The following is a 25,795-nucleotide window of genomic DNA, read 5'->3' as shown; positions in this document are numbered from 1 at the left end:
GTCGGGTTGGCGTGGTCGGTCAGGGCCAGAAAATGCCCGGTGACCAGAATCGGTTGGTCGCTGTTGCCCTCGGCCAGGCGATAGTCGCTGCGGTGGCGTTCGAGGTTGCGGTTGGCCAGGTGCTTGCCGCGCTCGCGATCCACGAAACGGCCCGGGTAATCGTAGTCTTCCAGGTCCGGCTGGGCGCTGCTCTTGGCGTCGCTTTCCAGCTCGATCTTCGGTTTGACGAAGTCGTAATCGCGCCGCGTGGTGCGGCTGGTGCGGGTCGCCAGGCGCAGGCCGAAACGCTTGACCACCGGTTTGTCCGCCACCAGCCCGGAGTCTTGCTGATAGGCCACGGGCGCCAGTTTCGGGAACACCGTCTGGTCATCGCCGAAGGTCAGTTTGTGGCCGCTGGCGGTGTGCTGGAAGTGGTAGTGAATCCCCTCCTCTTCGCACAGGCGCTGGACAAAATGCAGGTCACTTTCGTCGTACTGCGTGCAGTAGACGCGCTCGGGATAGATCGCGCTGAGCTGGAAGTGGTAATCGCTGGCGAGGATGCCGTGTTCTTCCAGCACCTGGCTGATGATTTGCTGCACGGTCATCTGCTGGAAAATGCGCTGATTGAAACGGTGCGCGAGGTACGAAAGCTGCGGGCGCAGCGAGATCTTGTAGCGGGTCAGGCGCTTGCCCGCCTCGCCCTGGGCGATGCTGTAGATCAGCCCGTGAATCCCGGTGCCGCTCGGCGACAGCTGAAGAAACGCCAGTTTGTGCAGCAGACTTTCGAGGTTGATCGAGGCCTTTTCGCTGACCAGTTCCAGCTCGAATTCGAAGGGCGTGTTGAGGGCCTCCCGACCGGTGAACGACAGCACCTGGAAATCGCTGTCCGCGCCATCGATGGTCAGGTTGAAATGAGCCTGGTTGGCCGGTGAGAACATTCCCTTGTCCCTCGTGCTGTGCTGCAGCGCACGCCAGATCGATAAGGATCTGACGCTGAAAATTCTTTGAGTAGTGAAGGTGCCTCGACCGGCGAACCCGGCCGAGGCGGTACAACCATCAGCCGCGATTAAACGACTGGAGCACGCCAGTCATCGGAACCCGAAGTACCGGATACTTCGTGGGTCCAGGTGATTTTGCGGTAGGTGAACTGCACTTCTTCCAGGTGGGTGAAGTGCGCGTTGCCTGGGTCCTGGCAGTTGTGCATTTTGTTGTTGATGGCGACGATGATCGCGTCTTCCAGTTTGGTGGTGTAGTAGTGCTCTTGGGTGCCTTGCGCCGAAGTGCGGTACCACTGGATAACGATTTCGCTCATGCGCTCGCCGGAGGTCAGTGCTGCTTGCAGCAGAGGCGAAGCCTTGTCGTAGACCTTGGTGATCACGACTGGCTTGTGAACGCGCTGACCGGTTGGCTGACCGGATTGCGGGTCACGCGGGATGATCACGTCGTGGGTGAAAGCCTGAACCATGACCTGGTCTTCGTGGCCTTCCTGATAGGTGTTGCCAACGGAGTCGGCGGTGAAGGCGCCGGCAGTGATCAGGCCTTGTTTTTCGCCGGTAACCGACATGTACGCTGGTGTTGCCATGGGGTGTGCTCCTTGCTGAATCGTTGGGTGCGCCGATAGGTGATATCACCCAAGAGGCGGCCAATGGCCATCAATTAGCATGCCAACTTTTTCAAACCCTTATAAACCGGGGGCTTGGTAAGTTTTCTTCGCAGATTCGGCGAAAATTCCCACTGAATTCGTCGAAAAGTGCGCAAGAAGTTGCGCAGTACTGCGCAACTTCTTGCGCACTTGGCTGGAGGCCAAGATCGGCAAGGCCTGTAGCGGTTTTTAACCTGGTTTTATTACGGACAACTGCGCAACTTCTTGCGCAGTTGCGAAACGCCCGTTCAATACATCGGAGCAACAGAACCTCGCCATAAACGCCTCAACGGGCCGACACCCTCATATGGAACCCATGGGCTATCCTGCTGCCCACTTAAAGGTATCGACCGTTTTCAGATAGGAGGTTTGAATGCGTACCCTCGAATTGGCTGGCGTGCAGGTTCCGGTGATTGGCCAGGGCACCTGGCGCATGGGCGAAGACCGCTCGGCGCACACGCGTGAAGTCGCGGCCCTGCGCAGTGGCATCGAACTGGGCATGACCCTGATCGACACCGCCGAAATGTACGCCGAGGGCGGTGCCGAAACCGTGGTCGGTGAAGCCATCGCCGGCCTGCGCGATCAAGTGTTCCTGGTGAGCAAGGTCTACCCGCACAACGCCAGTCGCAAAGGCATTCCCCAGGCTTGCGAACGCAGTCTGCGTCGGCTCGACACCGATTACATCGACCTCTATCTGCTGCATTGGCGCGGCCAGTATCCGCTGGAAGAAACCGTCGAGGCCTTCGAGCGTCTGCGCGAGGACGGCAAGATCGGCCGCTGGGGCGTGTCGAACTTCGACGTCGGCGATCTTGAAGAACTGTCGAATTCGGCCTGCGCGACCAATCAGGTGCTGTACAACCTGGAAGAGCGCGGCATCGAATTCGACCTGCTGCCGTTGTGTCAGCAACAGCGCATGCCACTGATGGCGTACTGCCCGATCGGCCAGGGCGGCGCGATGCTCGCGGAAACCGTGCTGAAACAGATTGCCGTTCGTCACGGCGTGACCCCGGCACAGGTTTCGCTGGCGTGGATTCTGCGTCAGGATGGGGTGATTGCGATTCCCAAGGCAGTGCGTCCGGAACATGTGCAGCTCAATGCACAAGCGGCGCAGCTACAGCTCGATGCCGGGGATCTGGCGGCGCTGGACCAGGCGTTTCACGCGCCACAACGCAAGCAGCGGCTGGCCATGGTCTGAGCCACCGCCGACGGGCAGAGGGCTTCGCCATGAGAAGCACTGATCAGTACGACCCGTTCAACCTGCAACGATTTGTCCTGGCCCAGGACCCGGTGTTCGAACGGGTGCAACGCGAACTCGACGAGGGCCGCAAGCGCAGCCACTGGATGTGGTTTGTGTTTCCGCAGTTCGCCGGGCTCGGGGGCAGCGAGATGTCCCGGCGCTTTGCCATCGGCTCGGCCGGGGAAGCCAAGGCTTATCTGGCCCATGAGCTGCTCGGCGCCCGGCTGCGCACCTGCGCGCAACTGGTGCTGAACGTGCAGCAGCGTTCGATTGCCGAGATTTTCGGCCATCCGGACGACCTGAAATTCCACTCATCGATGACCCTGTTCGCCCAGTTCGCCGACGAAAACAGCCTCTGGCATCAAGCGCTGGAGCGTTATTTCCACGGCATTCAGGACGAATGGACCCTGCAACTGCTGGACTCAAAACAAGCCCAGTTGCCCCCCGATCAGGGTTGAGAAATCGTCGTCGACAAACGGCAGAATCGCATCCGCCACCGGTTGCAGTTGGCGGGTGATGTAGTGGTCGTAGTCGATGGCCGCGCGGCGCACTTCCAGCGGCTCGGGGCCGGCCAGGGTGATCACGTAGCTGATCCAGCCGCCGTTCTGGTATTGCCGCGGGCGACCGTGCTGCGCGTTGTAGTCGTCGGCCAGCCGTGCGGCGCGCACGTGGGGCGGCACGTTGCGTTCGTAGTCGTCGAGGGTTCGGCGAAGACGCTTGCGGTAGACCAGTCGCTCGTCGAACTCGCCGGCCAGGGTCTTGCGCACGTATTCACGCACGTAATCCTGATACGGCTTGCGCTGGAAGATCCGCTCGTACAACTCCTGCTGAAATTGCCGGGCCAGCAGCGACCAGTCGGTGCGCACGGTTTCCAGGCCTTTGTAGACCATTTCTTCTGTGCCGTCGGCGCGGGTCACCAGGCCGGCATAGCGTTTTTTGCTGCCCTCCTCGGCGCCGCGAATGGTCGGCATCAGGAAACGCTTGTAGTGGGTTTCGAACTGCAATTCGAGGGCGCTTTCCAGCCCGTACTGCTCGCGCACATGTTCGCGCCACCAGTCGTTGACGTGCGCAACCAATGCCCGGCCGATTTGCGCCGCCTCTTCCTGACCGTGGGGGCGACGCAGCCAGACGAAGGTCGAGTCGGTATCGCCATAGATCACCGCATGCCCCTGAGCCTCGATCAACTGCCGGGTACGCAGCATGATTTCGTGGCCGCGCAGGGTGATCGATGACGCCAGCCGCGTATCGAAAAACCGGCAACCGCTGGAACCGAGTACGCCGTAAAAGGCGTTCATGATGATCTTCAGCGCCTGGGACAGCGGCGCGTTGTGTTCACGCTTGGCGGTCTCGCGGCCCTCGGCGACCCGGGCGACGATGGACGGCAGGCAATGACGGGTACGGGAGAAACGGGCGCCGCGAAAACCTGGCACCGAGTCGCTGTCGTCAGGATGCTGCAAGCCTTCGATCAACCCCACCGGATCAATCAGGAATGTGCGAATAATCGACGGATAAAGACTCTTGTAGTCGAGCACCAGCACCGATTCGTACAGCCCCGGTTGCGAGTCCATGACAAATCCGCCGGGGCTGGCCTGCGGTGGATTGGTGCCAAGGTTCGGCGCCACAAAGCCCTGGCGGTGCATCAACGGCATGTACAAATGAGTGAACGCCGCCACCGAACCGCCGCTGCGATCCGCCGGCAGGCCGGTGACGCTGGCGCGCTCCAGCAAAAATTTCAGCAGCTCGGTCTTGGCGAAGATCCGCGTGACCAGTTCGCAGTCCTTGAGGTTGTACTTGGCCAGCGCCGGTTTGTCCTCGGCGAACATCCGGTTGATTTCGTCCATGCGCTGGTACGGGTTGTCGATCGACTTGCCTTCGCCGAGCAAAGTCTGGGCGACGTTTTCCAGGCTGAACGAGGGGAAGCTCCAGGTCGCCGAACGCAGGGATTCGATGCCATCGATGATCAGCCGCCCCGCCGCGGCCGCGAAGTAATGAGTGCGGCTGCCGTGTTCGCGCCACTGCATTTCCTCACCGCCGCGCCCGAGCTTGAGCGGCACGCCAAGGCGTCGGGCGTGTTCGTGGAGGATGCGCAGGTCGAACTGCACGAGGTTCCAGCCGATGATCGCGTCGGGATCGTGGCGGGCGAACCAGTCGTTGAGTTTCTTCAGGATCAGTGTGCGCGATTCGCAGTACTCAAGGTCGAAGTCGACGATGCTGTCATCACCGTTCGGTGCGCCGAGCATGTACACCTGCCGTTCGCCGCAGCCTTCCAGCGCGATGGAATACAGCTCGCCCTGCTCGGTGGTTTCGATATCCAGCGAAACCAGCCGCAGTGTCGGGCGATAGTCGGGCGCAGGCTTGAGGTGGGCGTCGAGCAGCACACCGTCGGCATCGGGTGTGCCACTGAACCACACCGGCGCAGTGATGAAACGCTCCATCAGGTAGCGCTCGGGTGGCCGCACATCGGCTTCGAAGACATCGACATTGTGACGGTTGAGCGCCGTTTCCAGGCGCATCAACTGGCCGTGTTGCTGGCAATACAGCCCGAGCACCGGGCGATGTTCGAAATCCTGCAGGGCCAAGGGGCGCAGTTCGACGTTCTTTTCGCCCGCCAGCACAAGCTCGGCCTGCTCGCGCTGCGCCGCCGGGATGAACGCCACCGATGGCTGATGTGGCAGGCGCACACGGCGCGGCCCGGCGTCGGTCGCCAGCCAGAACTCGACTTCGGTGCCGGCCGGGGTGTCGCGCCAATGCCGGGTCAGGACGAAGCCCTGCTGTAAATCCACCACTGCGACCTCAAGAATTGATTCAGAAAGGCATTCTACGCGGCATTGCAGCAACCGGTGGCACAGGCCTCGCAATGAAAAAACCCGCCAAATGACGTTTTTTGCGTGTTATCTGCCGTTTTGCGGCCTTGCTCTGCGCGCCTGCGTCTACGATGCTTGGAGAACAACGACAACACCTGAGTAACCGCCATGAAAACCGTCGCCCAGCTGCTCAAGCTCAAAGATCAGAAAAATCAGGAAGTGCACCAGATCAAACCCGATCACATGGTGCTCGAAGCGCTGATGAAGATGGCCGAGAAAAACGTCGGCGCCTTGCTCGTGGTGGAGGACGATAAAGTGGTGGGCATCATCAGCGAACGCGATTACGCGCGCAAACTGGTGCTGCACGGGCGCTCCTCGGTAGGCACGCCGGTACGCGACATCATGGTCGCAAACGTGATCACGGTGGACACCCACCAGACCGTCGACACTTGCCTGAGCATCATGTCCGACAAACGCCTGCGCCACTTGCCGGTGGTGGAAAACGGCAAGCTGCTGGGCCTGCTGTCGATCGGCGACCTGGTCAAGGAAGCGATTGCCGAACAGGCCGAGCTGATCAAACAGCTGGAGCAGTACATTCGCGGGGAGTGATGCCTTCACCCTGATCGTTCCCACGCTCTGCGTGGGAATGCCTCTTGTGACGCTCTGCGTCACGCTTTGGGACGCGGAGCGTCCCGGGCTGCATTCCCACGCGGAGCGTGGGAACGATCAACGATCAACATCTGATTCGATTTCTTAACCGGGCCAATGTCGCGCAAAGACCGGCGCCAGTACCGGGTGCCGGTCAATGCGTTGCAGCCATGCATAAAACCCCGGCCGGGCCTGGCGCAGGTGTTCGCGGGTGCCGGCCCAGCGCGTCACCACTGCCGCCAATACATCCAGTGCTCCCGGTGTTTCATCGTCCAGGTACAGCTCGGCGGAAAACTGGTCGGCGAACACTTCCCACATCCAGTGCAATCGCTCCCGCGCGCCCGCCATCAGGTTCTGTCGCGATGCTTCATCCGGCATCACCAGCCAACGCTCGGGGTAATCGATGAAACCGATGGCCACGTAGCAATTGTTGACGATGTACACCAGACCGCGAATCGCCTGATCACGATCCGCCGCGTTGGCCGGCAACAGGCCCGACGCAGGGAAGCTCAACCCCAGGTGAATCAGGATCGCCGCGCTTTCAGTGAGCGCACTGCCATCGGGTAGTTGCAAAGTCGGAATCTGCTTGAGCGGATTGAGCCTGGCCAGTTCCTGCGCCGCTTCGGCGCTGGCTTCGATGTCGATGAAGCGATAAGCGATCTGGCACAGCTCTAGCGCCGCCTCGATGGCCGCCGCCCCTGAATTGCGATGTCCGTAGAGCTGATACATATCCCCTCCTCCACTGCGAAAGGCATCCTGCCTGGCCCTATTTATAGCTGTTGTATCGAATTTGGCACGGATTGCGCATTCATCGGCAACTTGCGAATCCCTGATCTCGCAAAACAGCGCTGGCGGTGCCCATCCCGCACCAAGAGCAATCAGCGAACGCTATCCGCGTTCTTGTAAGGTGCGATACCGAACCAAAAGTTCGCGTATCCGAGCTGGCAACAAGGAGTTCACCGCGTGAATCTTCATCTGCTGCGCCATTCTCTTCTCTCCGTACCCCTGTACCTGCGCGGTGTTCGTCCTCCGAACAGTCCGTGCATTCCTTTTATTACCTGAACGCCAGCACTATTTATTTTTTAAATAGCATGCAAGAAGTCATTGCGTGCGCGCTGCATTAATGAACGCCAGAAAAAATTGTTCGACAATAACTTCCAGACAGCACACCGCTACAACTTTTACTGTTCGGCGTTAATGTTCGGAGCGCACCAAAACTGCACTTTCAGTCAATACACCGCTCAAGCGGAACGACCGACTTTACTTAAACAAGAACAAGGAACATCACCTGTGACCCGCTAAAACACTGACCCGCACCAAATCAGTCCGCCACGCACCATCACGCGCCCTGGCTGACACGAGAACAGCCGCTCTATCTCGCTGAACAGCGTGATACCGCGCCCGGTCTGTCTCGCCTTGAAAAAAGCCCTGCAAACAGGGCCTTCGGGAGGTTATGCGCCCATAAAAACCGGCGTGCTTGATGAAACTTATATAAATGCGACATACGTATCAGTCGAGAAATAAACACTACACAATGGGTCACTCTTTGGCACAGCGGTTGCTATTGCATCAATCATGAGGGCAAGAATGAGACAAGCCACTCAATTGCACACTCACTCATAAAAGAACAGCCACGGACCGGGTCAATGAACAATCGAAGTCGATGTTACTGAAGCAATAAGCTGCACAAGCCCTGTTCAATAGATAGTTCAACTATCGGCTTCTGCACACCTGTATGAAAGTTGCGACCACTCACTCGAACAACGCTGTGTTGTTCGAACGGCACCTTATTGCCCTTCATCCACCCGAGGGAGCTTTAATGAACGATGCGGTAAAGCACAGAACGCCGCCGGGGCCATTACGGAACGCACCACTTCCGTCGGTGGCGGGTCGGCCCGTCTATAAGGCCAACACTTCGCAGCCCGGCGGCCTGAACAAACAGCAGATGCTGTTGCTGGTGGCGGTGTCGGCATTGATACACGGCGGCGCCTGGTGGTTTTTCCAGCAGGCGCGGGCCGAGCCACTGCCCACGCCACCGGAAATTCCGGAAATGACCGTCGAGCTCACCAGCCCGACACCTCCGGCCCCGCCGACACCGGAGCCGCCGCCCCCACCGCCGCCTCCCGAACCGGAACAACCGGTGGAAGACGAGGACGCGGTCAAGCCACCGCCCAAACCGGTGGAGAAACCCAAGCCGATCGAAAAACCGAAACCGGTCGAGAAACCCAAACCGGTGAAAAAGGCCGAGCCGCCGAAAGCGCCGCCCGCCCCTGCGCAACCGGCAGCGCCTGCCGCCTCGGCCACCCCGAGCGCGCCTCCGGCACCTGCTGCGGCACCGGGCCCGGTGAAAGAGTCGGCGGCAATTTCCGGCCTCGCCAGCCTCGGCAACCCGCCACCGGAATACCCGTCGCTGGCCCTGCGGCGCAACTGGGAAGGCAGCGTGGTGCTGCGGATTCAGGTGCTGGCCAACGGTCGCGCAGGCTCGGTGACGGTGACCAAATCCAGCGGCAAGCCGCAACTGGATGACGCAGCGGTCGCGGCGGTGAAAGCCTGGAAGTTCATTCCGGCCAAACGCGGCGACACACCGATCGACGGCTTCGCCACCCAAACCATCGATTTCAAATTGCCGCAATGACGGCGCGACAACCGAACTCACAACCGATTAACGCAAGCGAGGTGTAGCCATGAACGATTCTTTGTCTTCGATGATTGTCCCCGGCGTGCTCTGGGGGCTGGTGCTGTTTTCCGTGGTCAGTTGGGCGATCCTGCTGGTCAAGTCGGCGCAATACCTGCGCCAGAAAACCCAGAACAGACAGTTCAGCAAAGCCTTCTGGGGCGCGCCGGATCTGCTGACCGCCGCCGAGCACGCCAGCCAATATCCGGGCTCGCTGGCGCGGATCGCCAGCAGCGGTTTCGAAGCCTTGCTGGTGGAGGAATCCCCCCGCACCACCCAGCAACTGGCGCACACCATCAACCGTTCCGACCGACTGGAGCGCAACCTGCGCCAACAGATCCAGAAGGAACGCCGCTCGCTGGAAAACGGCCAGGCGATCCTCGCCAGCATCGGCAGCACCGCGCCGTTCATTGGCCTGTTCGGTACCGTGTGGGGAATCATGGAAGCCCTGCAAAGCATCGGCGCCAGCGGATCGGCCAGCCTGGAAACCGTGGCCGGGCCCATCGGCCACGCGCTGATCGCCACCGGCGTGGGGATTGCCGTCGCGGTGCCGGCAGTGCTGATTTACAACTTCTTCCTGCGGCGCCTGAAGCTGGCCTCGGCGGACATGGATGACTTCGCCCACGACTTCGACGCCCTCGCCTCGCGCAGTGCGTTTTCCATCAGCCGCCAGGCCATCGCCAAATCCACGGCCGCCGTGCGGGAGGCCAGCTGATGTCCTTTTCCACTCAAGACAGCGATGAAGTGCTCAGCGAAATGAACGTCACGCCGCTGGTGGACGTAATGCTCGTGCTGCTGGTGGTGTTCATCGTCACCGCGCCGCTGATGACTAATGCGATCAAGGTCAACCTGCCGAAAACCGACGCCGTCGCCCCCGCCGAAAAGAAAGACCCGGTGGTGGTCAGCGTCGACCAGGACGGCAAGTTCTTCCTGGCCAAGACCGAGCTGGCGCCGGAATCACTGGAGGCCAGCCTCAAGGAGGTCAAGGCCAAGGACGCCGAAGTGCGCGTGCAGCTGCAGGCCGACTCCGCCGTGAATTACGGCCAGGTAGCCAAAGCCATGGCGTCCATCGAGCGCTCGGGCATCACCAAAATATCGGTGATGACCACCCGTTGACGGCGGTGCCGGGCGCGCTGCGAGGGACGCGCCCGACACCGTTCGTTGAATCCCGTCGCAATCGGCCGACCGAAAAAACGCAGCGCGTCTTCGGAGGGGATCGGCTTGCTTGAAGAAAGTGGTTTTCGCGGCGCGGCACCACCGTGCTCCGTGCAAAGAGGGCTCACAAGGCCATTTCGATAAACGTCTAACAAAGTCGGAAACAACCATGCTGATGAACACTCCACGCTTCACGCTCAAACCCTTGGTGGCGACGATTTCCCGCCACCGTTTCGTTCCGTTGTACCTGGTGGCCATGGGGATGGGCACCGGGGTTCAGGCTGCCGAGGACGACAACAACGTCCCGGCCGCCGCTGCGGTGGTCGCGCCGACCACGCAACTGCAACGGGTCGAAGTGACCGGTTCGGCGATCCGTCGGGTCGACGCGGAAACGGCGGTGCCGATCACCGTGCTCAAGGCCGAGGAACTGCGCAAACAGGGCGTGACCACCACCGCCGAACTGGTGCAGCGCATCACCGGCAGCCAGTCGATCAACAACAGCGCAGGCTCGGTCGGCGCGGCCACCGGCGGCGCATCGTTTGCCGACATGCGCGGCATCGGCGCGAACAAGACGCTGGTGCTGCTCAACGGTCGCCGGCTGGCGAACAACGCCCTGTCGGGCACCAACTCGGCCGGCGGCGCGGTGGATCTGAACATGATTCCGTTTGCCGCGATCGAGCGCGTGGAGGTGCTGCGCGACGGCGCCTCGGCCCTGTACGGCACCGACGCCATCGGCGGCGTGATCAACTTCATCACCAAGAAATCCATGACCGACGGTCAGCTCACCCTCGGCGGCGAAACCCCGACCCACAGCGGCGGCGGTGCGACCAAGGACATGAGCGCCAGTTGGGGTTACGGCGACCTGGAGCAGGACCGCTTCAACGTGCTCGGCGTGTTCAACTACAACAAGCAGCAGAACCTCGACGCCAACGACCGCTCCTTCGCCCGCGACTACGTGCCCGGCCGTGGCCTGGACCAGACCTCCGGCACCGCGTTCCCCGGCAACTACAGCCAGAACGGCAACGCCACCAACCCGCTGGCCAACAGCAATTGCAACGGCCCCAACCTGGTGGCCCGTGACGGCCTCTGCCGCTTCAGCACCCGCGAATACATCGACCTGGTGCCGCAGACCGAGAAGACTTCGTTCTTCGGCAAGACCACCGGCAAACTGGCCGATGATCACAACGTCAACCTCGAATACTTCTGGTCGCGCAACAACAACGCCACCGCTGTCGGCCCGGCGCCATTGACCGGCCTGAGCCTGGATTCGTCCTCGCCCTACTACCCCGGCAACGGCATCACCCCGGCGCCCACCGGCTTCGCCCTCGACCCGACGCAACCGGTGGATGTGAACTGGCGCGAAACGGCTGCCGGCCCGCGCGAATCGAAAGACCAGAACACCAGCCAGCGCTTCCTGCTGAGCTTCGACGGTCTGGTTGGCGGCTGGGACTACAACGTTGGCGCCTCCTACAACCAGAACAAGATCGTCTCCAGCGTCACCAGCGGCTACGTCAGCGATCAGGCGATGATCAGCGGTCTGGCCAGCGGTCTGCTCAACCCGTTCGGGCCGCAGAGCAGCGCCGGTCAGCAATACATCGATCAGGCCATGTACCACGGCGCCTATTCCACGGCGGTCGGTCGGGTCGCCGGTTTCGACGGACGGATCAGCCGCGAAATCGGTGACTGGTTCGGTGCCGGCCCGTCGGGTCTGGCGCTGGGCGGCGAGTACCGCAAAGAGAAATTCCACCAGGACTTCGAGCCGTTCGCCGGCGACATCCAGAGCCTGGGCATCGACCCGGCCGGCAGCGTCGAAGGCGACCGCAGCGTGAAAGCCGCCTACGCGGAAATCAACGTGCCGGTGCTCGACAGCCTGGAACTGTCCGCCGCCGTACGTCACGACAAATACAGCGACTTCGGCAGCACCACCAACCCGAAATATTCGTTCCGCTATCAGCCGCTCAAGGAGCTGGTAGTACGCGGCGCCTACAGCGAAGGTTTCCGCGCGCCGTCGCTGTATGAGTTGTATTCGCCGCGCAGCATCACCTACACCCAGGGCTACTACAACGACCCGGTGCTGTGTACCGGCGGTGTCGTGCAACCGGGCGGCAACGGCGGGCGCGATTGCGGTCAGCAGTTCCTCAACCAGATCGGCGGCAACGAAGACCTGGCCCCGGAGAAAGCCCGCAACGTGACGCTGGGCTTCGTCTATCAGCCGGTCAGCAATCTGTCCGTGGGACTGGATTTCTGGTGGATTCACATCTCCAACCAGATCCAGCCGTTCCCGGAATCCACCGTGTTCGATCAGGCCGGCAGCTACCCCGACCGCTTCGTGCGCAACGCCGACGGCACGCTCAATTACATCGTCACCGGCAACGCCAACCTCGGCATCGTCGAAACCAACGGCGTCGATGTGTCGCTGGACTATCGCTTCCCGAACACGCCGTACGGTCAATTCGGTTTGGGCCTGCAAGGCACTTATGTCGACGAGTACGACTTCCAGAGCACCATCAAGGGCCCGTTCACCGACAAGGTCGGCGACTTCAAGGGCGACGGTGTGATTGCCCGCTGGAAACACAACCTGACCGGTTCCTGGACCTTCGGCGCCGCCCGTGCGGCGCTGACCAACCGCTTCACCACCGGCTACAACGACTACGACCGCGAAACCAACGCGCGGGTCGCGTCGTATTCGGTGTGGGACCTGTCGGCCGGTTACACCTTCGACAAGGTGCTGGACGTGGATGCCGGGGTGAAGAACCTGTTCGACCGCGATCCGCCGTTCTCCAACCAGGCCTACAACTTCCAGAGCGGCTATGACCCGCGCTACACCGATCCTCTGGGCCGCACGCTGTTTGCGCGCATGACGTACCACTTCTGAGTCACGGTCGGGGCCGCGCAAGACTCCGGCCGGCCCCCTCCCCTTGCGAATTCGCATCCCGCAGCGGCCAGCCGCCGCTTCGGGTTTTTCCGGCTCCAGAGGAACGACTTCATGACATTCATGCGCAACATGGCCGGCTTGCTGCTCGGCAGCGCGCTGCTGTGCAACGCGGCATCTGCGCTGGCCGGCGGCAGCTACGCGATGACGGTGTACGGCGAGGCGCCGAAATACCCCGCCGGCTTTCACCACTTCGATTTCGTCAATCCCGACGCACCAAAGGGCGGCTCGCTCAGCCGCGCCTCGATGGAAATCGGTCAATACAACTACATCACCCCGTATGCCGATCAGGGCATTTCCGTGGTGCAGGTCAACGATTGGGTGTATTCGCCGCTGGCGTTCCGTTCGCTGGACGAGCCCTACACCGTCTACGGTCTGGTGGCGCAATCCATGGAGCGCGATCCCGGCGGCCTGTGGGTGCGTTTCAACCTGAATCCCGAGGCGCGTTTCGCCGACGGCACACCGATCACCGCCGAGGACGTGCGCTACACCTTCGAGTTGTTGATGACCAAGGGCAGCCTGAGTTATCGCCAGCAATACGCTGACGTGCAGGACGTACTGATCGAAGGCCCGCGGCAGATTCGCTTCACCTTCAAGAACAACCTCAACCGCACGCTGGCGCTGGATCTGGCGTCGCTGCGACCGGTGCCCGAACACTGGTGGAAGACCCGCGACTTCGCCAACGGCGGCAGCTTCGAACCGCCGCTGGGCAGCGGCCCGTACCGGGTGAGCAAGGTCGATGCGGGGCGCAGCATCAGTTTCCAGCGTGATCCGCACTGGTGGGGCAAGGACCTGCCAGTCAGTCGCGGCATGTACAACTTCGACAGCCTGACCGTGAATTTCTACGGCGACACCGACGTCGCCCGGCAACTGCTGCAGGCCGGCGCGTTCGACTACAACCGCGAGTTTTCCTCGTCTGGCTACGTGGTCGGCTACGACAGTCCGGCCCTGCGCGACGGACGCCTGCAACAGGCGATTCTCGCCCCGGACAAACCGACCAGCGCCCAGGGTTTTGTGTTCAACCTGCAGAACCCGCTGTTCAAGGATCGCCGCGTGCGTCAGGCGCTGAGCCTGCTGTGGGATTTCGAGTGGACCAACAAGCAGATGATGCGCGGCTTCTACGTGCGCCAGAACAGCTACTGGCCGAAGAGTGAAATGGCCGCCACCGCACTTCCCGACGCCGGGGAACTGGCGATCCTCGAATCGCTGCGCGGACAGATTCCGGACGAGGCTTTCAGCAGGGTCTATCAGGCGCCTAAAACCGATGGCAGCGGCTACATCCGCGACAAGCAGTTGCAGGCATTAAAGCTGCTGGCCGAAGCCGGATGGACGCCGAAAAACAATCGGCTGGTGAACGCCGCCGGCGAGCCATTCGAATTCACCTTCCTCGACGGCCAGGGCGGTTTCGACCGCATGCTGCTGCCGTACAAACGCACCCTCGCGCAGATCGGCATCACCCTCAATCTGCGACGCATCGATTCGGCGCAGTACATCAACCGGCTCAACGCCCGGGACTACGACATGATCGTCACCAGTTTCCCGCGCAGCGGCGATCCGATCGTCTCGCCGGGCCGCGAGTTGTACAGCCTGTACGCCTCGCAGAGCGCCACGCAGGTCGGCAGCTCCAATTCAATGGTGCTGGCGGACCCAGCGGTGGACCAACTGATCGACGGCCTGGTGCAGGCCAATACCCGCGACGCCATGGTGCGTTACGCCCGCGTCCTCGACCGGGTGCTGCAATGGGGTGACTACATGATTCCCAACTACTACTCCAAAGGCACGCCGACGGTGTATCAGAACCGCTTCGGCATGCCGCCGGTGCAGCCGATCTACAGCGAAGGCCTCGACACCTGGTGGGAGGTCTCGACCAAGCCGCTGACCAACCAGCAAATGAGTGCCTTGCACCAACTCGCGGGGGGGCAGTGACATGTGGCGTTATCTGAGTCGACGTCTGTTGCTGATCATCCCGACGCTGCTGTGCATTCTGGTGGTCAACTTCGTCATCGTGCAGGCCGCGCCCGGCGGCCCGGTGGAACAGGCCATCGCCCGCCTGCAAGGCTTCGGCGGGCACAGCATGGGCGGCGCCAGCGAGGTAACCGCCATCGGCGGTGCCGGGCGCAGCAGCCGTGGCCTGGACCCGGCGCTGATCGAAGAAATCAAACACCACTACGGTTTCGACCGACCGATGCACGAACGCCTGTGGCTGATGCTCAAGAACTACGCGCAACTGGACCTGGGCAGCAGTTTCTTTCGCGGTGCGAAGGTGACGGATCTGATCGTGCAGAAACTACCGGTGTCGCTGTCCCTCGGCCTGTGGGCAACCTTGATCACCTACCTGATCTCGATCCCGCTAGGCATTCGCAAGGCGATCCGAAATGGCAGCGCATTTGATGTCTGGAGCAGCACGGCGATCATCGTCGGCTACGCAATGCCGGCATTTCTGTTCGCGATCCTGTTGATCGTGGTGTTCGCCGGGGGCAGCTACGTCAACTGGTTTCCGGTGCAGGGGCTGGTCTCGGACAACTTCGACAGTCTGAGCCTGTGGGGCAAGGTCGGCGACTACCTCTGGCACCTGGTGTTGCCGGTGACGGCGCTGGTGATCGGCGGTTTTGCGACGCTGACGATCCTGACCAAGAACAGCTTCCTCAACGAGATCAGCCGCCAGTACGTGATCACCGCGCGCGCCAAGGGGCTGACCGAAAGACGCGTGCTCTACGGCCATGTGTTTCGCAACGCGATGCTGCTGGTGGTGGCCGGTGTGCCGTCGGCGTTGATCGAGGTGTTTTTCGCCGGTTCCCTGCTGATCGAAACCATCTTCAACCTCGACGGCCTCGGGCGCATGAGCTACGAAGCGGCGGTGTCGCGGGACTACCCGGTGGTGTTCGGCACGCTGTTCCTGTTCACCCTGTTCGGCCTGTTGATCAAGCTGATCGGTGACCTCTGCTACACCCTGCTCGACCCGCGCATCGACTTTTCGGCGAGGACTGCCTGATGTTCACACTCTCCCCTCTGGGCCGGCGGCGCATCGCGCAATTCAAGGCCAACCGTCGCGGGCGCTGGTCGCTGTGGCTGTTCATCGGGCTGTGCCTGATCTGCCTCGGCGGCGAACTGATCGCCAACGACAAGCCGCTGGTGATCCGCTACCACAACGCCTTTTACTTCCCGATCCTCAGCGATTATCAGGAAACCGATTTCGGCGGCGAACTGCCGTTCCAGCCGGATTACGCCAGCAATTACGTACACAGGCTGATCGAGGATCAGGGCGGCTGGATGCTGTTCCCGCCGATCCCGTTCAGCTACGACACGGTCAATTACGACCTCACGGAACCAGCACCGAGTCCGCCGTCCTCCAGCAACTGGCTGGGCACCGACGATCAGGCGCGGGACGTGTTGGCGCGGGTGATCTTCGGCACACGAATTTCGATTCTGTTTGCGCTGATCCTCACCGCCGTCAGTGCGCTGGTCGGCATCGTCGCCGGGGCGTTGCAGGGTTACTACGGCGGCTGGGTCGACTTGCTCGGGCAACGGGTGCTGGAGATCTGGTCGGGGCTGCCGGTGTTGTACCTGCTGATCATTTTGTCCGGGTTCGTCTCGCCGAGTTTCTGGTGGCTGCTGGGGATCATGGCGCTGTTTTCCTGGCTGGCACTGGTGGACGTGGTGCGCGCCGAGTTCCTGCGCGGGCGCAGCCTGGAATACGTCAAGGCTGCGCGGGCGTTGGGTCTGACGGACAGCGAACTGATGCGCCGGCACATTCTGCCCAACGCAATGACCTCCACCCTCACCTACTTGCCGTTCATTCTGACCGGCGCCATCGCCACCCTCACCGCACTGGACTTTCTCGGCTTCGGCATGCCCGCCGGCACCGCGTCGCTGGGGGAACTGATCGGCCAGGCCAAGCGCAATCTGCAAGCGCCGTGGCTGGGGCTGACGGCGTTTTTTGCCCTGGCGCTGATTCTGTCCTTGCTGGTGTTTATCGGCGAAGCCTGCCGTGACGCGTTCGATCCGCGATCCTGATCCCCGGAGCTGAAATGACCGACAACCTGATTGAAATCCGCGACCTGCGCGTCGCCTTCGCCGGGCATGAAGTGGTGCACGGCGTGAACCTCGACATCCGCCGTGGCGAGTGCCTGGCACTGGTCGGCGAATCCGGCTCGGGCAAGTCGGTGACGGCGCACTCGATCCTGCGTTTGCTGCCGGCCAAGACCGTCAGCAGCACGGGCAGCATCCGCTACAACGGCGTGGACTTGCTGCACGCCAGCGAAAATCAACTGCGCAGCTTGCGCGGCAATCGCATCGCGATGATTTTCCAGGAGCCGATGACCTCGCTGAACCCGTTGCACACGGTGGAGAAACAGATCAGCGAAGTGCTGGAGATCCACAAGGGGCTCAAGGGTCGCGCCGCTCGCCAGCGCACGCTGGAGCTGCTGGAACTGGTGGGCATTCGCCAACCGTTGCAACGGTTGAAGGCCTATCCGCACCAGCTCTCCGGCGGCCAGCGGCAACGAGTGATGATCGCCATGGCGCTGGCCAATGAACCCGAATTGCTGATCGCCGATGAGCCGACCACAGCGCTGGACGTGACCGTGCAGCAGAAGATTCTGGAACTGCTGATCGAGTTGCAGCAACGCCTCGGCATGTCGCTGCTGCTGATCAGTCATGACCTCAATCTGGTGCGGCGCATCGCCCAACGGGTGTGCGTGATGCGTCACGGGGAAATCGTCGAACAGGCCGAGTGCGAAACGCTGTTCCGCACCCCGCAGCATCCTTACAGCCGCCTGCTGATCGAGGCGGAACCGTCGGGCGCGCCAGTGCCGAGTCGCTACGATCACAACCTGCTGGAGGTGGACGATCTGAAAGTCTGGTTCCCGCTGCCCAAGGCGCTGTTCAGCCGCACCCAGGAATACATCAAGGCGGTAGACGGCGTGAGTTTTCGTCTGCAACGGGGCAAGACCCTGGGCATAGTCGGCGAGTCCGGCTCGGGCAAGTCGACGCTGGGCCAGGCGATTCTGCGGCTGGTGGAATCCGAGGGCGATATTCGGTTCGGCAACAAGCAATTGAGCCTGCTCAATCAGCGTTTGATGCGCCCGTTGCGCCGGCAGATCCAGGTGGTGTTTCAGGACCCGTTCGGCAGCCTCAGCCCACGGATGTCGGTGCAGCAGATCATCGCGGAAGGCCTGCTGACCCACGGCATCGGCACGGCCGAGGAACGTGAGGCTGCGGTGATCCGCGTGCTGGAGGAAGTCGGCCTCGACCCGCAGAGCCGGCATCGCTATCCCCACGAATTCTCCGGCGGCCAGCGCCAGCGCATTTCCATCGCCCGGGCGCTGGTGCTGGAACCGGCGCTGATTCTGCTCGACGAGCCGACCTCCGCGCTGGACCGCACGGTACAGAAACAGGTGGTGGAATTGCTGCGACAGTTGCAGATCCGCCATGGCTTGACGTACCTGTTCATCAGCCATGACCTGGCGGTGGTGCATGCGCTGGCGCATGACTTGATGGTGATCAAGGATGGCAAGGTGGTGGAACAGGGAGCGTCGCGCGAGATTTTTGCGGCGCCGCAGCATGCCTATACCCAGGCGTTGCTCAAGGCTTCCGGGCTCGTGCAGGCACGCCAAATTGAGGGATCTGCAACGGCTGCAAAAATTTTCTCATGAGCCCTGCATCCAAACCGCTCCGTCACGGGTAGTCCCTGTAACAGCCCTCTTTCGGCTGTCAGCGGTTTACCCTTTTCGGAGAAACACTGATGAACATCACCCAACTGATTGGCCTCACCGGTTTGCTCGCTGTCGCCTCGACAAGCTTTGCCCAAAGCAGTTATCCCGACGCGATCAAGGTGCCGGACGGCCACAAGATCGCCCTGGAGACCACGGGGGTCGGCGAGATCACCTACGAATGCCGGGACAAGGCCAATGTCGCCGGCCAGACCGAGTGGGTGTTCGTCGGCCCGAAGGCGGTGCTCAATGATCGCAGCGGCAAACAGGTCGGCACCTACTTCGGCCCGCCCGCCACCTGGCAGGCGCAGGACGGTTCGAAAGTCACCGGCACGCAACTGGCCGTTGCCCCCTCAAGTCCGGGCAACCTGCCCTATCAACTGGTGAAGGCCAACCCCGCTGAAGGCAAAGGCGCGATGAGCGGCATGAGCTACATCCAGCGCGTCGCCCTCAAGGGTGGTGTGGCACCGGGCAGCGAATGCACGGCCGCAAACAAGGGTAAACAGGAAACAGTGAAGTACCAGGCCGATTACATTTTCTGGGCGGCGAACTGACCCTGACTGGACGTTTGGCCGATGCTTGCTAGATTGCAGGACATGCCCTTGCCCGAAAACCTGTTCGATTACGAAGCCCGCCTCGCCGCCTGTTCTCGCGGCGAGCGCGAGGCGCTGCGCGAATTGTACGTGCAGGAAGGTCCGCGGCTGCTCGGTGTGGCCCGGCGTCTGGTGCGTGATACGGCGCTGGCGGAGGACATCGTCCATGATGCGTTCATCAAGATCTGGGCCGGCGCGTCGGGGTTCGATCCGGCGCGCGGTTCGGCCCGAGGCTGGATGTTCAGCGTGACCCGGCATCTGGCGCTGAATGTGTTGCGCGATCATGGCCGGGAAACATCGCTGAACGAACACAACGAATCACTGGCGAGTGATGACGGCTTCGACACGCTGGCGCAATCGACGCGCATCCACCGCTGCCTGCATCAACTGGAACCGCAACGGCGCCGTTGCATCCTTCACGCCTACGTCGACGGTTACAGCCACGCGCAGATCGCCCAACGCCTCGATACGCCGCTGGGCACCGTCAAAGCCTGGATCAAACGCAGCCTCAATGCGTTGCGGGAGTGCATGGGATGACCACCGAATCGGCGCAGGAACGCGATGAACTGGCGGGCGAATACGTGCTTGGCACGCTCTCGGCCGAAGAACGCGCCGAAGTGCAGCGACGCCTGCCGAACGAGCCCGAGCTGCAAGCGGCCGTGGATGCCTGGGAACGGCGTCTGCTGGAACTGACCGACCTCGCCTCGGCGCATCAGCCCTCGTCGCAGTTGTGGCAACGCATTGAACGCAGTGTCGGGCAACTCGCCCATAAGATAGCGCCAGAGATTTCATGGTGGAACCGCCTGTCACTGTGGCGCGGTTTGAGCGCTGCCGGGTTGGCCGCAACCTTGTTATTGGGTTCGATCCTGTTGACGCAGACCACGCCGAAACCGAGTTATCTGGTGGTACTGGTCGCCCCGCAGGACAAGGCGCCGGGCTGGGTGATCCAGGCCAGCAGTCCCCGGGAGATTCAGTTGATTCCGCTGGGCGTGGTCGAGGTGCCGGCGGACAAGGCGCTGGAGTTCTGGACCAAGGCCGACGGCTGGCAAGGCCCGGTGTCGCTGGGTCTGGTCAAGCCGGGGCAAGCGCTGTCGATCCCGCTGGACAAGCTGCCGCCGCTGCAACCTAACCAGTTGTTCGAGCTGACGCTGGAAGGCGCCAATGGTTCGCCGATCGGCAAACCCACCGGGCCGATCCAGGCGATTGGCCGAGCGGTGAAGGTGCTCTGAAGAACCATCATCGGCGTCGATGTTCACCATCACGTCAATGAAGTTCTCTTAAAAAATCCCGGGCGTAACATCTGCTCCATACCAAACAAACAACACCCCCGGAGCACAAAATCATGAAACGCCAAGTCATCCTCAGCATTGCCCTTTCGGTTCTGGCCTTCAACGCATTTGCCGCCAAACCTGCCCACACCATGATCGCCGAAGGCGGTTCGGATCGCTTGATCGAACAGCGCGTTGCCGAGGGTGGTTCGGATCGTCTGCTGGAACGTCGAGTTGCCGAAGGTGGCTCGGATCGTCTGCAAGAACGCCGCGTAGCTGAAGGTGGCTCGGATCGTCTGCAAGAACGCCGCGTAGCTGAAGGTGGCTCGGATCGTCTGCAAGAACGTCGCGTTGCCGAAGGTGGCTCGGATCGTCTGCTGGAACGCCGCGTTGCCGAAGGTGGTTCGGATCGTCTGATCGAACGCCGCGTTGCCTGAATGAAGGGCTTTACCGCAGCAATCCAGAAAAAACCCGGCTCCCGTCAGCCGGGTTTTTTTACGTCTTTTTTTCCCCTTCAGTCCTTGGCCATGCAGCGCCGATAGCGCTCATCGACCCGTTTGGCGAACCACGCAGTGGTCAGTTTGCGGGTGATCTTAGGGCTCTGCAGAACGATCCCCGGCAGCACCGCCCGGGGCAATGATTTGCCTTCTGCCTTGTCCGCCAGTTCAAAGACCCGTTGATACAGCCTGGTCTCCTCGAATCCCAGCGTGTTGCCCTTCTCCAATTGGTCACGGATCTGTGGATTGCGCATACCCAATGACTTGCCGAGCCTGCGCACCGCCAGTTCGGTCGTGCCCGGCATGATCGAGTCATAGCGGATCAGGTCGCCATCCAGTGCCAGTGGAACGCCCGAGGCGCGACTGACTGCATTCTGAAACGCCGCGTTGCGACTCGCGTACCACCCGGCATTGAAGTCGGCGAAGCGGTACAGCGGCTCGCGATAACTCACCGGATACCCCAGCAAATGGGCGATGCCGAAATACATGCCGCCACGACGCGTGAACACCTCATGGCGAATCGTGCCGCTCACCGGGTACGGATAACCCTTGGCATGCTGTTCGGCGAATTCGATGCTGACCTGCATGGGTCCCGCGGTGTGCACCGGGTTGAAGCCGCCAAACAGCGTGCGCCCCATCGGCACCATGCCGATGAAGTCATCGAAAATGGCGCTCAGGTCTTTCTCGGTGCGTGCTGCGCTCAGGCGTTCGCTGTAAGTCTTGCCGTTGGGCGAGCGCACCTGCAACGCGCCGCTGACCAGCAGGCTCGGGATGTGGACCTTGGCCGCGCGCCGGTCGATCTCGTCGCGGGCAATCTTGCCCAGGCCGGGCACCGGCGGATCGACCTGAAAGTTGGATTCCTGCTCGGCGACGGCCAGCACCGAACACAGGTTTTGCGTGGTCGGGCTGATGCCCTGCGCGGCGAACGCGGTGTAGATGTCCGTGGCCCAGCCCTGGCGGTCGACGGCTTTCGCTGGCAGCAAACGCACGATCTGCGCCTTGACCTCGGCCGGCGAACGCGGGGCCGGTTCCTGCCCGCGTTGGCCTGCGCAACCGGCCAGCACCAGCAATGCAGCGAGGCTGACAAATAATCGAGGGGTGTGCATAACGCTTCATCCAGTCCGTTGAGCCGGGTTAACCCTACGCTCAATCGCAGGGTGCAGGATAGGACTGCGGGCCGGCGGCGCTGTTCCATCGCCCCGTTTGGCAGGCCGACTGGCCGCCCTCGCCTGCTGATCCATACTTGCTGCTGCACACTCAGTGGCAAAGGGCACGCGAGGAGGACAGACCATGAACCGCAGTGACGTTCTGATCATCGGCGCGGGCCCCACCGGACTGGTACTGGCCCTGTGGCTGAGCAAACTGGGCGTGCGGGTGCGCATCATCGACAAGAGCTCCGTGCCGGGCACCACCTCACGGGCGCTGGCGGTGCAGGCGCGCACGCTGGAGTTGTACCGGCAACTGGATCTCGCCGAAGCCGTGGTACGCAACGGGCACCGGGTGGCGGCGGCGAATTTCTGGGTCAAGGGCAACCCCGTGGCACAACTGCCCCTCAACCGCATCGGCGAAGGCCTGACGCCTTACGCCTTCCTGGAAATCTACCCGCAGGACGAACACGAGCGGTTGCTGATCGACCGCCTCGAAGACTACGACGTGTTCATCGAGCGCAATACCACCCTCGAAATCTTCACGGAAAACGGCGACGGCCTCACCGCACATTTGCGCCTGCCGGATGGCGAGCAGGAGATCTGCCAGGCCTGCTACCTGGCCGGTTGTGACGGCGCCCGTTCGGTGGTGCGCAAAACCCTCGACACCGGTTTCCCCGGTGGCACCTATCAACAGATTTTCTACGTCGCCGACGTGCAGGCCAGCGGCCCGGCGCTCAACGGCGAGTTGCATCTGGACCTGGATGAGGCGGATTTTCTGGCGGTATTCCCGCTGGCCGGCGAAGGCCGTGCGCGGCTGATCGGCACGGTACGCGACGAGCGTGCGGATCGCGCCGAAACCCTGGAGTTCTCCGATGTCAGCAGCCGCGCCATCGAGCATTTGAACGTGCACATCGAGGACGTCAACTGGTTCTCCACCTATCGCGTGCATCATCGGGTGGCGGATCACTTTCGCAAGGGCCGGGCGTTTCTGCTCGGCGACGCGGCGCACGTGCACAGCCCCGCCGGCGGCCAAGGCATGAACACCGGCATCGGCGATGCGATCAATCTGGCGTGGAAACTCGCGGCGGTACTCAGCGGTGGCGCCACGGCGAAGCTGCTCGACAGCTACGAAACCGAACGCATCGCCTTCGCCCGGCGACTGGTCTCGACCACTGACAAAGTCTTCAGTTTTGTGACTGCCGAAGGTCGCATGGCCGATCTGTTGCGCACGCGGCTGGCGCCGTTCCTGATCCCGAAAATGGCCTCATTCGAAACCAGTCGCGAATTCCTGTTTCGCACGGTGTCGCAAATCACCGTCAACTATCGGGGCATGGCATTAAGTGAAGGCGTGGCCGGGCATGTGCACGGCGGCGACCGCTTGCCGTGGGCCCATGATGGCGAGGGGGATAATTACGAACCGCTGCGCAATCCATGCTGGCAGGTGCATGTGTACGGCGACACCAGCGACGAGATGATCGCCTGGTGCAATGAACACCACTTGCCGCTGCACGTGTTCGACTGGCGCCCGGCGTTTGAATCGGCAGGACTGGGGCGCAACGGCTTTTACCTGTTGCGCCCGGACACTTATGTGGCGATTGCCGACAACAGCGCGGATCCGAAGGTGATCGAACGGTATTTCCGTGACCACGGGATCCGGCCGTTTTTCAGTTGCCCCTGACGGATCAGATCCCGGCCAGGGCCAGGTCCATCGCAAAGTAAGTGAAGATCAGATCCGCACCTGCGCGTTTGATCGCACCGAGGCTTTCGCGCACCACACGATCTTCGTCGATGGCCCCGGCCTGGGCGCCGAACTTGATCATCGCGTACTCGCCGCTGACCTGATACGCCGACAGCGGCAGGTTCGAGGCTTCACGGATATCGCGAATGATGTCCAGGTACGCGCCCGCCGGTTTGACCATCAGTGCATCGGCGCCTTCCTGCTCGTCGAGCAACGATTCGCGCAGGGCTTCGCGGCGGTTCATCGGGTTCATCTGATAGCTTTTGCGGTCGCCTTTCAGCGCGCTGCCACCGGCCTCGCGGAACGGGCCGTAGAGCGCCGAGGCGAATTTGGTCGAGTAGGCCATGATCGGAATCTGCGTGAAGCCGGCATCGTCCAGTGCCCGGCGAATCGCCCGCACCTGACCGTCCATCGCGGCCGACGGTGCGATCACATCGGCACCGGCACGCGCTGCCGCGACCGCTTGTTTGCCGAGGTTGATCAGGGTCTGGTCGTTGTCGACTTCATGGTTGTGCATCACACCGCAATGGCCGTGGTCGGTGTATTCGCAGAAGCAGGTGTCGGACATCACGATCATTTCCGGCACGGCGTCCTTGGCGATCCGCGACATGCGCGACACCAGACCGTTTTCACGCCAGGTGTCGCTGCCGTTGGCGTCCAGATGATGGGACACGCCGAAGGTCATCACCGACTTGATCCCGGCCCGGGCGTAACGCTCGATCTCGCCGGCCAGTTTGCGCTCCGGAATGCGCATCACACCGGGCATGCTCTTGATCGGCACGAAGTCGTCGATCTCTTCTTCGACGAAGATCGGCAGCACCAGATCGTTGAGCGAAAACTCGGTTTCCTGGAACAGGCTGCGCAGGCTCGCATTGCGGCGCAGACGGCGTGGACGTGCTTCGGGGAACTGACTGGACATGGGGCCTTTCCTGAAAACGGGCAGATGAGACGAAAGTCGTAGGGGGCGAAGCTTATGCCTTGCGGGGGACGGGGTACAAACCTGGATCAATCAACAGTGCATTACCGGGCGCGCAATAATCCGCGCACCCGGCTCCCACAGGGTTATGAGGGAATGGTCAGCCCGCGCACCACCGCCGGCCGCGCCAGAAAACGCTCCAATACCCGGGTGACGTTCGGGAAGTCCTTGATGCCGACCAGATCGCCCGCCTCGTAGAAACCGATCAGGTTGCGCACCCACGGGAACGTGGCGATGTCGGCGATGGTGTAGCGCTCGCCCATGATCCAGTCGCGCCCTTCGAGGCGGGCGTTCAGGACGTTGAGCAGGCGTTTGCTTTCGTCGACGTAACGGTCACGGGGGCGTTTGTCTTCGTAGTCCTTGCCGGCGAATTTGTTGAAGAAGCCGAGCTGGCCGAACATCGGGCCGATGCCGCCCATCTGGAACATCAGCCACTGGATCGTCTCGTAGCGCAGCGCGCCTTCCTGGGCCAGCAACTGGCCGCTTTTGTCGGCGAGATAAATCAGGATCGCGCCGGACTCGAACAGCGGCAGCGGTTTGTCATCCGGGCCGTGAGGGTCGAGGATCGCCGGGATCTTGTTGTTCGGGTTCAGCGACAGGAACGCCGGGGACATCTGGTCGTTGGTGTCGAACCCCACACGGTGCGGTTCGTAGGGCAGACCGATCTCTTCGAGCATGATCGAGACCTTGACGCCGTTGGGAGTCGGCAGGGAATAGAGCTGAATCCAGTCAGGGTACTGCGCCGGCCATTTCTGGGTGATCGGGAACGCGGACAGATCGGTCATGTGTAGCA

The 25,795-nt window shown here is 61.9% G+C and carries 23 protein-coding genes; 16 read left to right on the top strand and 7 right to left on the bottom strand.

Translation table 11 applies throughout. From position 1 onward, the window contains the following. Together tssI and AC07N4_RS27905 are read right to left on the bottom strand one after the other, a co-directional pair. Positions 1–917: type VI secretion system tip protein TssI/VgrG (gene tssI / locus AC07N4_RS27910; protein ID WP_495065916.1), on the bottom strand; the 917-nt coding region annotated here is incomplete at its 3' end. A gap of 128 nt (positions 918–1,045) precedes the next feature. Next, positions 1,046–1,561 (bottom strand): Hcp family type VI secretion system effector, encoded by a 516-nt coding sequence (locus tag AC07N4_RS27905; protein WP_007949952.1) that lies wholly within the window; start codon positions 1,559–1,561, stop codon positions 1,046–1,048. A gap of 433 nt (positions 1,562–1,994) precedes the next feature. Between AC07N4_RS27905 and AC07N4_RS27900 the strand changes: the two genes are divergently transcribed. Continuing rightward, entirely contained in the window at positions 1,995–2,816 is an 822-nt protein-coding gene (locus AC07N4_RS27900) for an aldo/keto reductase (protein ID WP_493066576.1), read from the top strand. 29 nt (positions 2,817–2,845) lie between these two features. After that, on the top strand, positions 2,846–3,316 hold the full coding sequence (locus AC07N4_RS27895; RefSeq protein ID WP_096823054.1) for a DUF1810 domain-containing protein: 471 nt from the start codon (positions 2,846–2,848) through the stop codon (positions 3,314–3,316). Here AC07N4_RS27895 and AC07N4_RS27890 read toward each other — a convergent pair. Then, on the bottom strand, positions 3,281–5,641 hold the full coding sequence (locus AC07N4_RS27890; RefSeq protein ID WP_493066575.1) for a DNA polymerase II: 2,361 nt from the start codon (positions 5,639–5,641) through the stop codon (positions 3,281–3,283). The two genes, AC07N4_RS27895 and AC07N4_RS27890, sit on opposite strands and share 36 nt — an antisense overlap. A 189-nt stretch (positions 5,642–5,830) precedes the next feature. On the opposite strand from AC07N4_RS27890, the gene AC07N4_RS27885 reads away from it, so the two are divergent. Continuing rightward, entirely contained in the window at positions 5,831–6,271 is a 441-nt protein-coding gene (locus AC07N4_RS27885; RefSeq protein ID WP_096823056.1) for a CBS domain-containing protein, read from the top strand. Positions 6,272–6,415: 144 nt separating this feature from the next. On the opposite strand, the gene AC07N4_RS27880 is transcribed toward AC07N4_RS27885, so the two are convergent. Beyond that, positions 6,416–7,039 (bottom strand): glutathione S-transferase N-terminal domain-containing protein, encoded by a 624-nt coding sequence (locus AC07N4_RS27880; protein WP_493066574.1) that lies wholly within the window; start codon positions 7,037–7,039, stop codon positions 6,416–6,418. Between the two features lie 1,090 nt (positions 7,040–8,129). On the opposite strand from AC07N4_RS27880, the gene AC07N4_RS27875 reads away from it, so the two are divergent. The 12 genes from AC07N4_RS27875 (at position 8,130) to AC07N4_RS27820 (ending at position 21,080) form a co-directional block, all read left to right on the top strand. Further along, positions 8,130–8,945 carry an energy transducer TonB gene (locus AC07N4_RS27875; RefSeq protein WP_493066573.1) on the top strand — a complete coding sequence of 272 codons (816 nt, stop codon included), beginning with the start codon at positions 8,130–8,132 and terminating at the stop codon, positions 8,943–8,945. 49 nt (positions 8,946–8,994) lie between these two features. Next, positions 8,995–9,699, top strand: a complete 705-nt coding sequence (locus AC07N4_RS27870; protein ID WP_007959058.1) for a MotA/TolQ/ExbB proton channel family protein — start codon at positions 8,995–8,997, stop codon at positions 9,697–9,699. Continuing rightward, positions 9,699–10,100 carry an ExbD/TolR family protein gene (locus AC07N4_RS27865; RefSeq protein ID WP_007959059.1) on the top strand — a complete coding sequence of 134 codons (402 nt, stop codon included), beginning with the start codon at positions 9,699–9,701 and terminating at the stop codon, positions 10,098–10,100. Before AC07N4_RS27870 ends, AC07N4_RS27865 begins: the two co-directional genes overlap by 1 nt. A 208-nt stretch (positions 10,101–10,308) precedes the next feature. After that, a complete protein-coding gene (locus AC07N4_RS27860) occupies positions 10,309–13,014 on the top strand; it encodes a TonB-dependent receptor (protein WP_493066572.1) in 2,706 nt (901 codons plus the stop codon). A gap of 111 nt (positions 13,015–13,125) precedes the next feature. Further along, complete coding sequence (locus tag AC07N4_RS27855; protein ID WP_493066571.1) at positions 13,126–14,997, top strand: extracellular solute-binding protein; 1,872 nt, start codon at positions 13,126–13,128, stop codon at positions 14,995–14,997. 1 nt (position 14,998) lies between these two features. Continuing rightward, a complete protein-coding gene (locus tag AC07N4_RS27850; protein WP_096823061.1) occupies positions 14,999–16,063 on the top strand; it encodes a microcin C ABC transporter permease YejB in 1,065 nt (354 codons plus the stop codon). After that, on the top strand, positions 16,063–17,085 hold the full coding sequence (locus AC07N4_RS27845) for an ABC transporter permease (protein ID WP_096823062.1): 1,023 nt from the start codon (positions 16,063–16,065) through the stop codon (positions 17,083–17,085). Before AC07N4_RS27850 ends, AC07N4_RS27845 begins: the two co-directional genes overlap by 1 nt. A 14-nt stretch (positions 17,086–17,099) precedes the next feature. Beyond that, the gene (locus AC07N4_RS27840; protein WP_493066570.1) at positions 17,100–18,725 is read left to right on the top strand and encodes an ABC transporter ATP-binding protein; all 1,626 of its coding nucleotides are present in this window, start codon (positions 17,100–17,102) and stop codon (positions 18,723–18,725) included. A gap of 89 nt (positions 18,726–18,814) precedes the next feature. Beyond that, positions 18,815–19,336: a DUF3455 domain-containing protein gene (locus tag AC07N4_RS27835; protein WP_493066569.1), complete on the top strand. Its 522-nt coding sequence runs from the start codon at positions 18,815–18,817 to the stop codon at positions 19,334–19,336. Positions 19,337–19,378: 42 nt separating this feature from the next. Next, positions 19,379–19,912 (top strand): sigma-70 family RNA polymerase sigma factor, encoded by a 534-nt coding sequence (locus AC07N4_RS27830; RefSeq protein WP_493066577.1) that lies wholly within the window; start codon positions 19,379–19,381, stop codon positions 19,910–19,912. Beyond that, positions 19,909–20,604, top strand: a complete 696-nt coding sequence (locus tag AC07N4_RS27825; protein WP_493066568.1) for an anti-sigma factor — start codon at positions 19,909–19,911, stop codon at positions 20,602–20,604. Before AC07N4_RS27830 ends, AC07N4_RS27825 begins: the two co-directional genes overlap by 4 nt. A gap of 113 nt (positions 20,605–20,717) precedes the next feature. Continuing rightward, positions 20,718–21,080: a hypothetical protein gene (locus tag AC07N4_RS27820; protein ID WP_493066567.1), complete on the top strand. Its 363-nt coding sequence runs from the start codon at positions 20,718–20,720 to the stop codon at positions 21,078–21,080. A gap of 77 nt (positions 21,081–21,157) precedes the next feature. Here AC07N4_RS27820 and AC07N4_RS27815 read toward each other — a convergent pair whose 3' ends face one another. After that, positions 21,158–22,246: a DUF1615 domain-containing protein gene (locus AC07N4_RS27815; protein ID WP_493066566.1), complete on the bottom strand. Its 1,089-nt coding sequence runs from the start codon at positions 22,244–22,246 to the stop codon at positions 21,158–21,160. A gap of 184 nt (positions 22,247–22,430) precedes the next feature. Between AC07N4_RS27815 and AC07N4_RS27810 the strand changes: the two genes are divergently transcribed. Beyond that, the gene (locus AC07N4_RS27810; protein WP_493066565.1) at positions 22,431–23,966 is read left to right on the top strand and encodes an FAD-dependent oxidoreductase; all 1,536 of its coding nucleotides are present in this window, start codon (positions 22,431–22,433) and stop codon (positions 23,964–23,966) included. 4 nt (positions 23,967–23,970) lie between these two features. On the opposite strand, the gene hemB is transcribed toward AC07N4_RS27810, so the two are convergent. Then, positions 23,971–24,945, bottom strand: coding sequence for a porphobilinogen synthase (hemB, locus tag AC07N4_RS27805; protein ID WP_102622587.1), 975 nt, complete (start codon positions 24,943–24,945; stop codon positions 23,971–23,973). A gap of 143 nt (positions 24,946–25,088) precedes the next feature. Continuing rightward, positions 25,089–25,787, bottom strand: a complete 699-nt coding sequence (locus AC07N4_RS27800; protein WP_096823070.1) for a glutathione binding-like protein — start codon at positions 25,785–25,787, stop codon at positions 25,089–25,091. Positions 25,788–25,795: the final 8 nt, after the last annotated feature.

It is taken from the genome of Pseudomonas sp. GW821-FHT09E04 (assembly GCF_059416185.1).
This window is presented reverse-complemented; position numbering and strand designations above follow the sequence as displayed.

What these genes read in the sequence shown, in the direction of transcription:
- AC07N4_RS27905 (WP_007949952.1), bottom strand. Translation starts at nt 1,561, where the DNA reads ATGGCAACACCAGCGTACATGTCGGTTACCGGCGAAAAACAAGGCCTG.
- AC07N4_RS27900 (WP_493066576.1), top strand. Translation starts at nt 1,995, where the DNA reads ATGCGTACCCTCGAATTGGCTGGCGTGCAGGTTCCGGTGATTGGCCAG.
- AC07N4_RS27895 (WP_096823054.1), top strand. Translation starts at nt 2,846, where the DNA reads ATGAGAAGCACTGATCAGTACGACCCGTTCAACCTGCAACGATTTGTC.
- AC07N4_RS27885 (WP_096823056.1), top strand. Translation starts at nt 5,831, where the DNA reads ATGAAAACCGTCGCCCAGCTGCTCAAGCTCAAAGATCAGAAAAATCAG.
- AC07N4_RS27880 (WP_493066574.1), bottom strand. Translation starts at nt 7,039, where the DNA reads ATGTATCAGCTCTACGGACATCGCAATTCAGGGGCGGCGGCCATCGAG.
- AC07N4_RS27875 (WP_493066573.1), top strand. Translation starts at nt 8,130, where the DNA reads ATGAACGATGCGGTAAAGCACAGAACGCCGCCGGGGCCATTACGGAAC.
- AC07N4_RS27870 (WP_007959058.1), top strand. Translation starts at nt 8,995, where the DNA reads ATGAACGATTCTTTGTCTTCGATGATTGTCCCCGGCGTGCTCTGGGGG.
- AC07N4_RS27865 (WP_007959059.1), top strand. Translation starts at nt 9,699, where the DNA reads ATGTCCTTTTCCACTCAAGACAGCGATGAAGTGCTCAGCGAAATGAAC.
- AC07N4_RS27860 (WP_493066572.1), top strand. Translation starts at nt 10,309, where the DNA reads ATGCTGATGAACACTCCACGCTTCACGCTCAAACCCTTGGTGGCGACG.
- AC07N4_RS27855 (WP_493066571.1), top strand. Translation starts at nt 13,126, where the DNA reads ATGACATTCATGCGCAACATGGCCGGCTTGCTGCTCGGCAGCGCGCTG.
- AC07N4_RS27850 (WP_096823061.1), top strand. Translation starts at nt 14,999, where the DNA reads ATGTGGCGTTATCTGAGTCGACGTCTGTTGCTGATCATCCCGACGCTG.
- AC07N4_RS27845 (WP_096823062.1), top strand. Translation starts at nt 16,063, where the DNA reads ATGTTCACACTCTCCCCTCTGGGCCGGCGGCGCATCGCGCAATTCAAG.
- AC07N4_RS27840 (WP_493066570.1), top strand. Translation starts at nt 17,100, where the DNA reads ATGACCGACAACCTGATTGAAATCCGCGACCTGCGCGTCGCCTTCGCC.
- AC07N4_RS27835 (WP_493066569.1), top strand. Translation starts at nt 18,815, where the DNA reads ATGAACATCACCCAACTGATTGGCCTCACCGGTTTGCTCGCTGTCGCC.
- AC07N4_RS27830 (WP_493066577.1), top strand. Translation starts at nt 19,379, where the DNA reads ATGCCCTTGCCCGAAAACCTGTTCGATTACGAAGCCCGCCTCGCCGCC.
- AC07N4_RS27825 (WP_493066568.1), top strand. Translation starts at nt 19,909, where the DNA reads ATGACCACCGAATCGGCGCAGGAACGCGATGAACTGGCGGGCGAATAC.
- AC07N4_RS27820 (WP_493066567.1), top strand. Translation starts at nt 20,718, where the DNA reads ATGAAACGCCAAGTCATCCTCAGCATTGCCCTTTCGGTTCTGGCCTTC.
- AC07N4_RS27815 (WP_493066566.1), bottom strand. Translation starts at nt 22,246, where the DNA reads ATGCACACCCCTCGATTATTTGTCAGCCTCGCTGCATTGCTGGTGCTG.
- AC07N4_RS27810 (WP_493066565.1), top strand. Translation starts at nt 22,431, where the DNA reads ATGAACCGCAGTGACGTTCTGATCATCGGCGCGGGCCCCACCGGACTG.
- hemB (WP_102622587.1), bottom strand. Translation starts at nt 24,945, where the DNA reads ATGTCCAGTCAGTTCCCCGAAGCACGTCCACGCCGTCTGCGCCGCAAT.
- AC07N4_RS27800 (WP_096823070.1), bottom strand. Translation starts at nt 25,787, where the DNA reads ATGACCGATCTGTCCGCGTTCCCGATCACCCAGAAATGGCCGGCGCAG.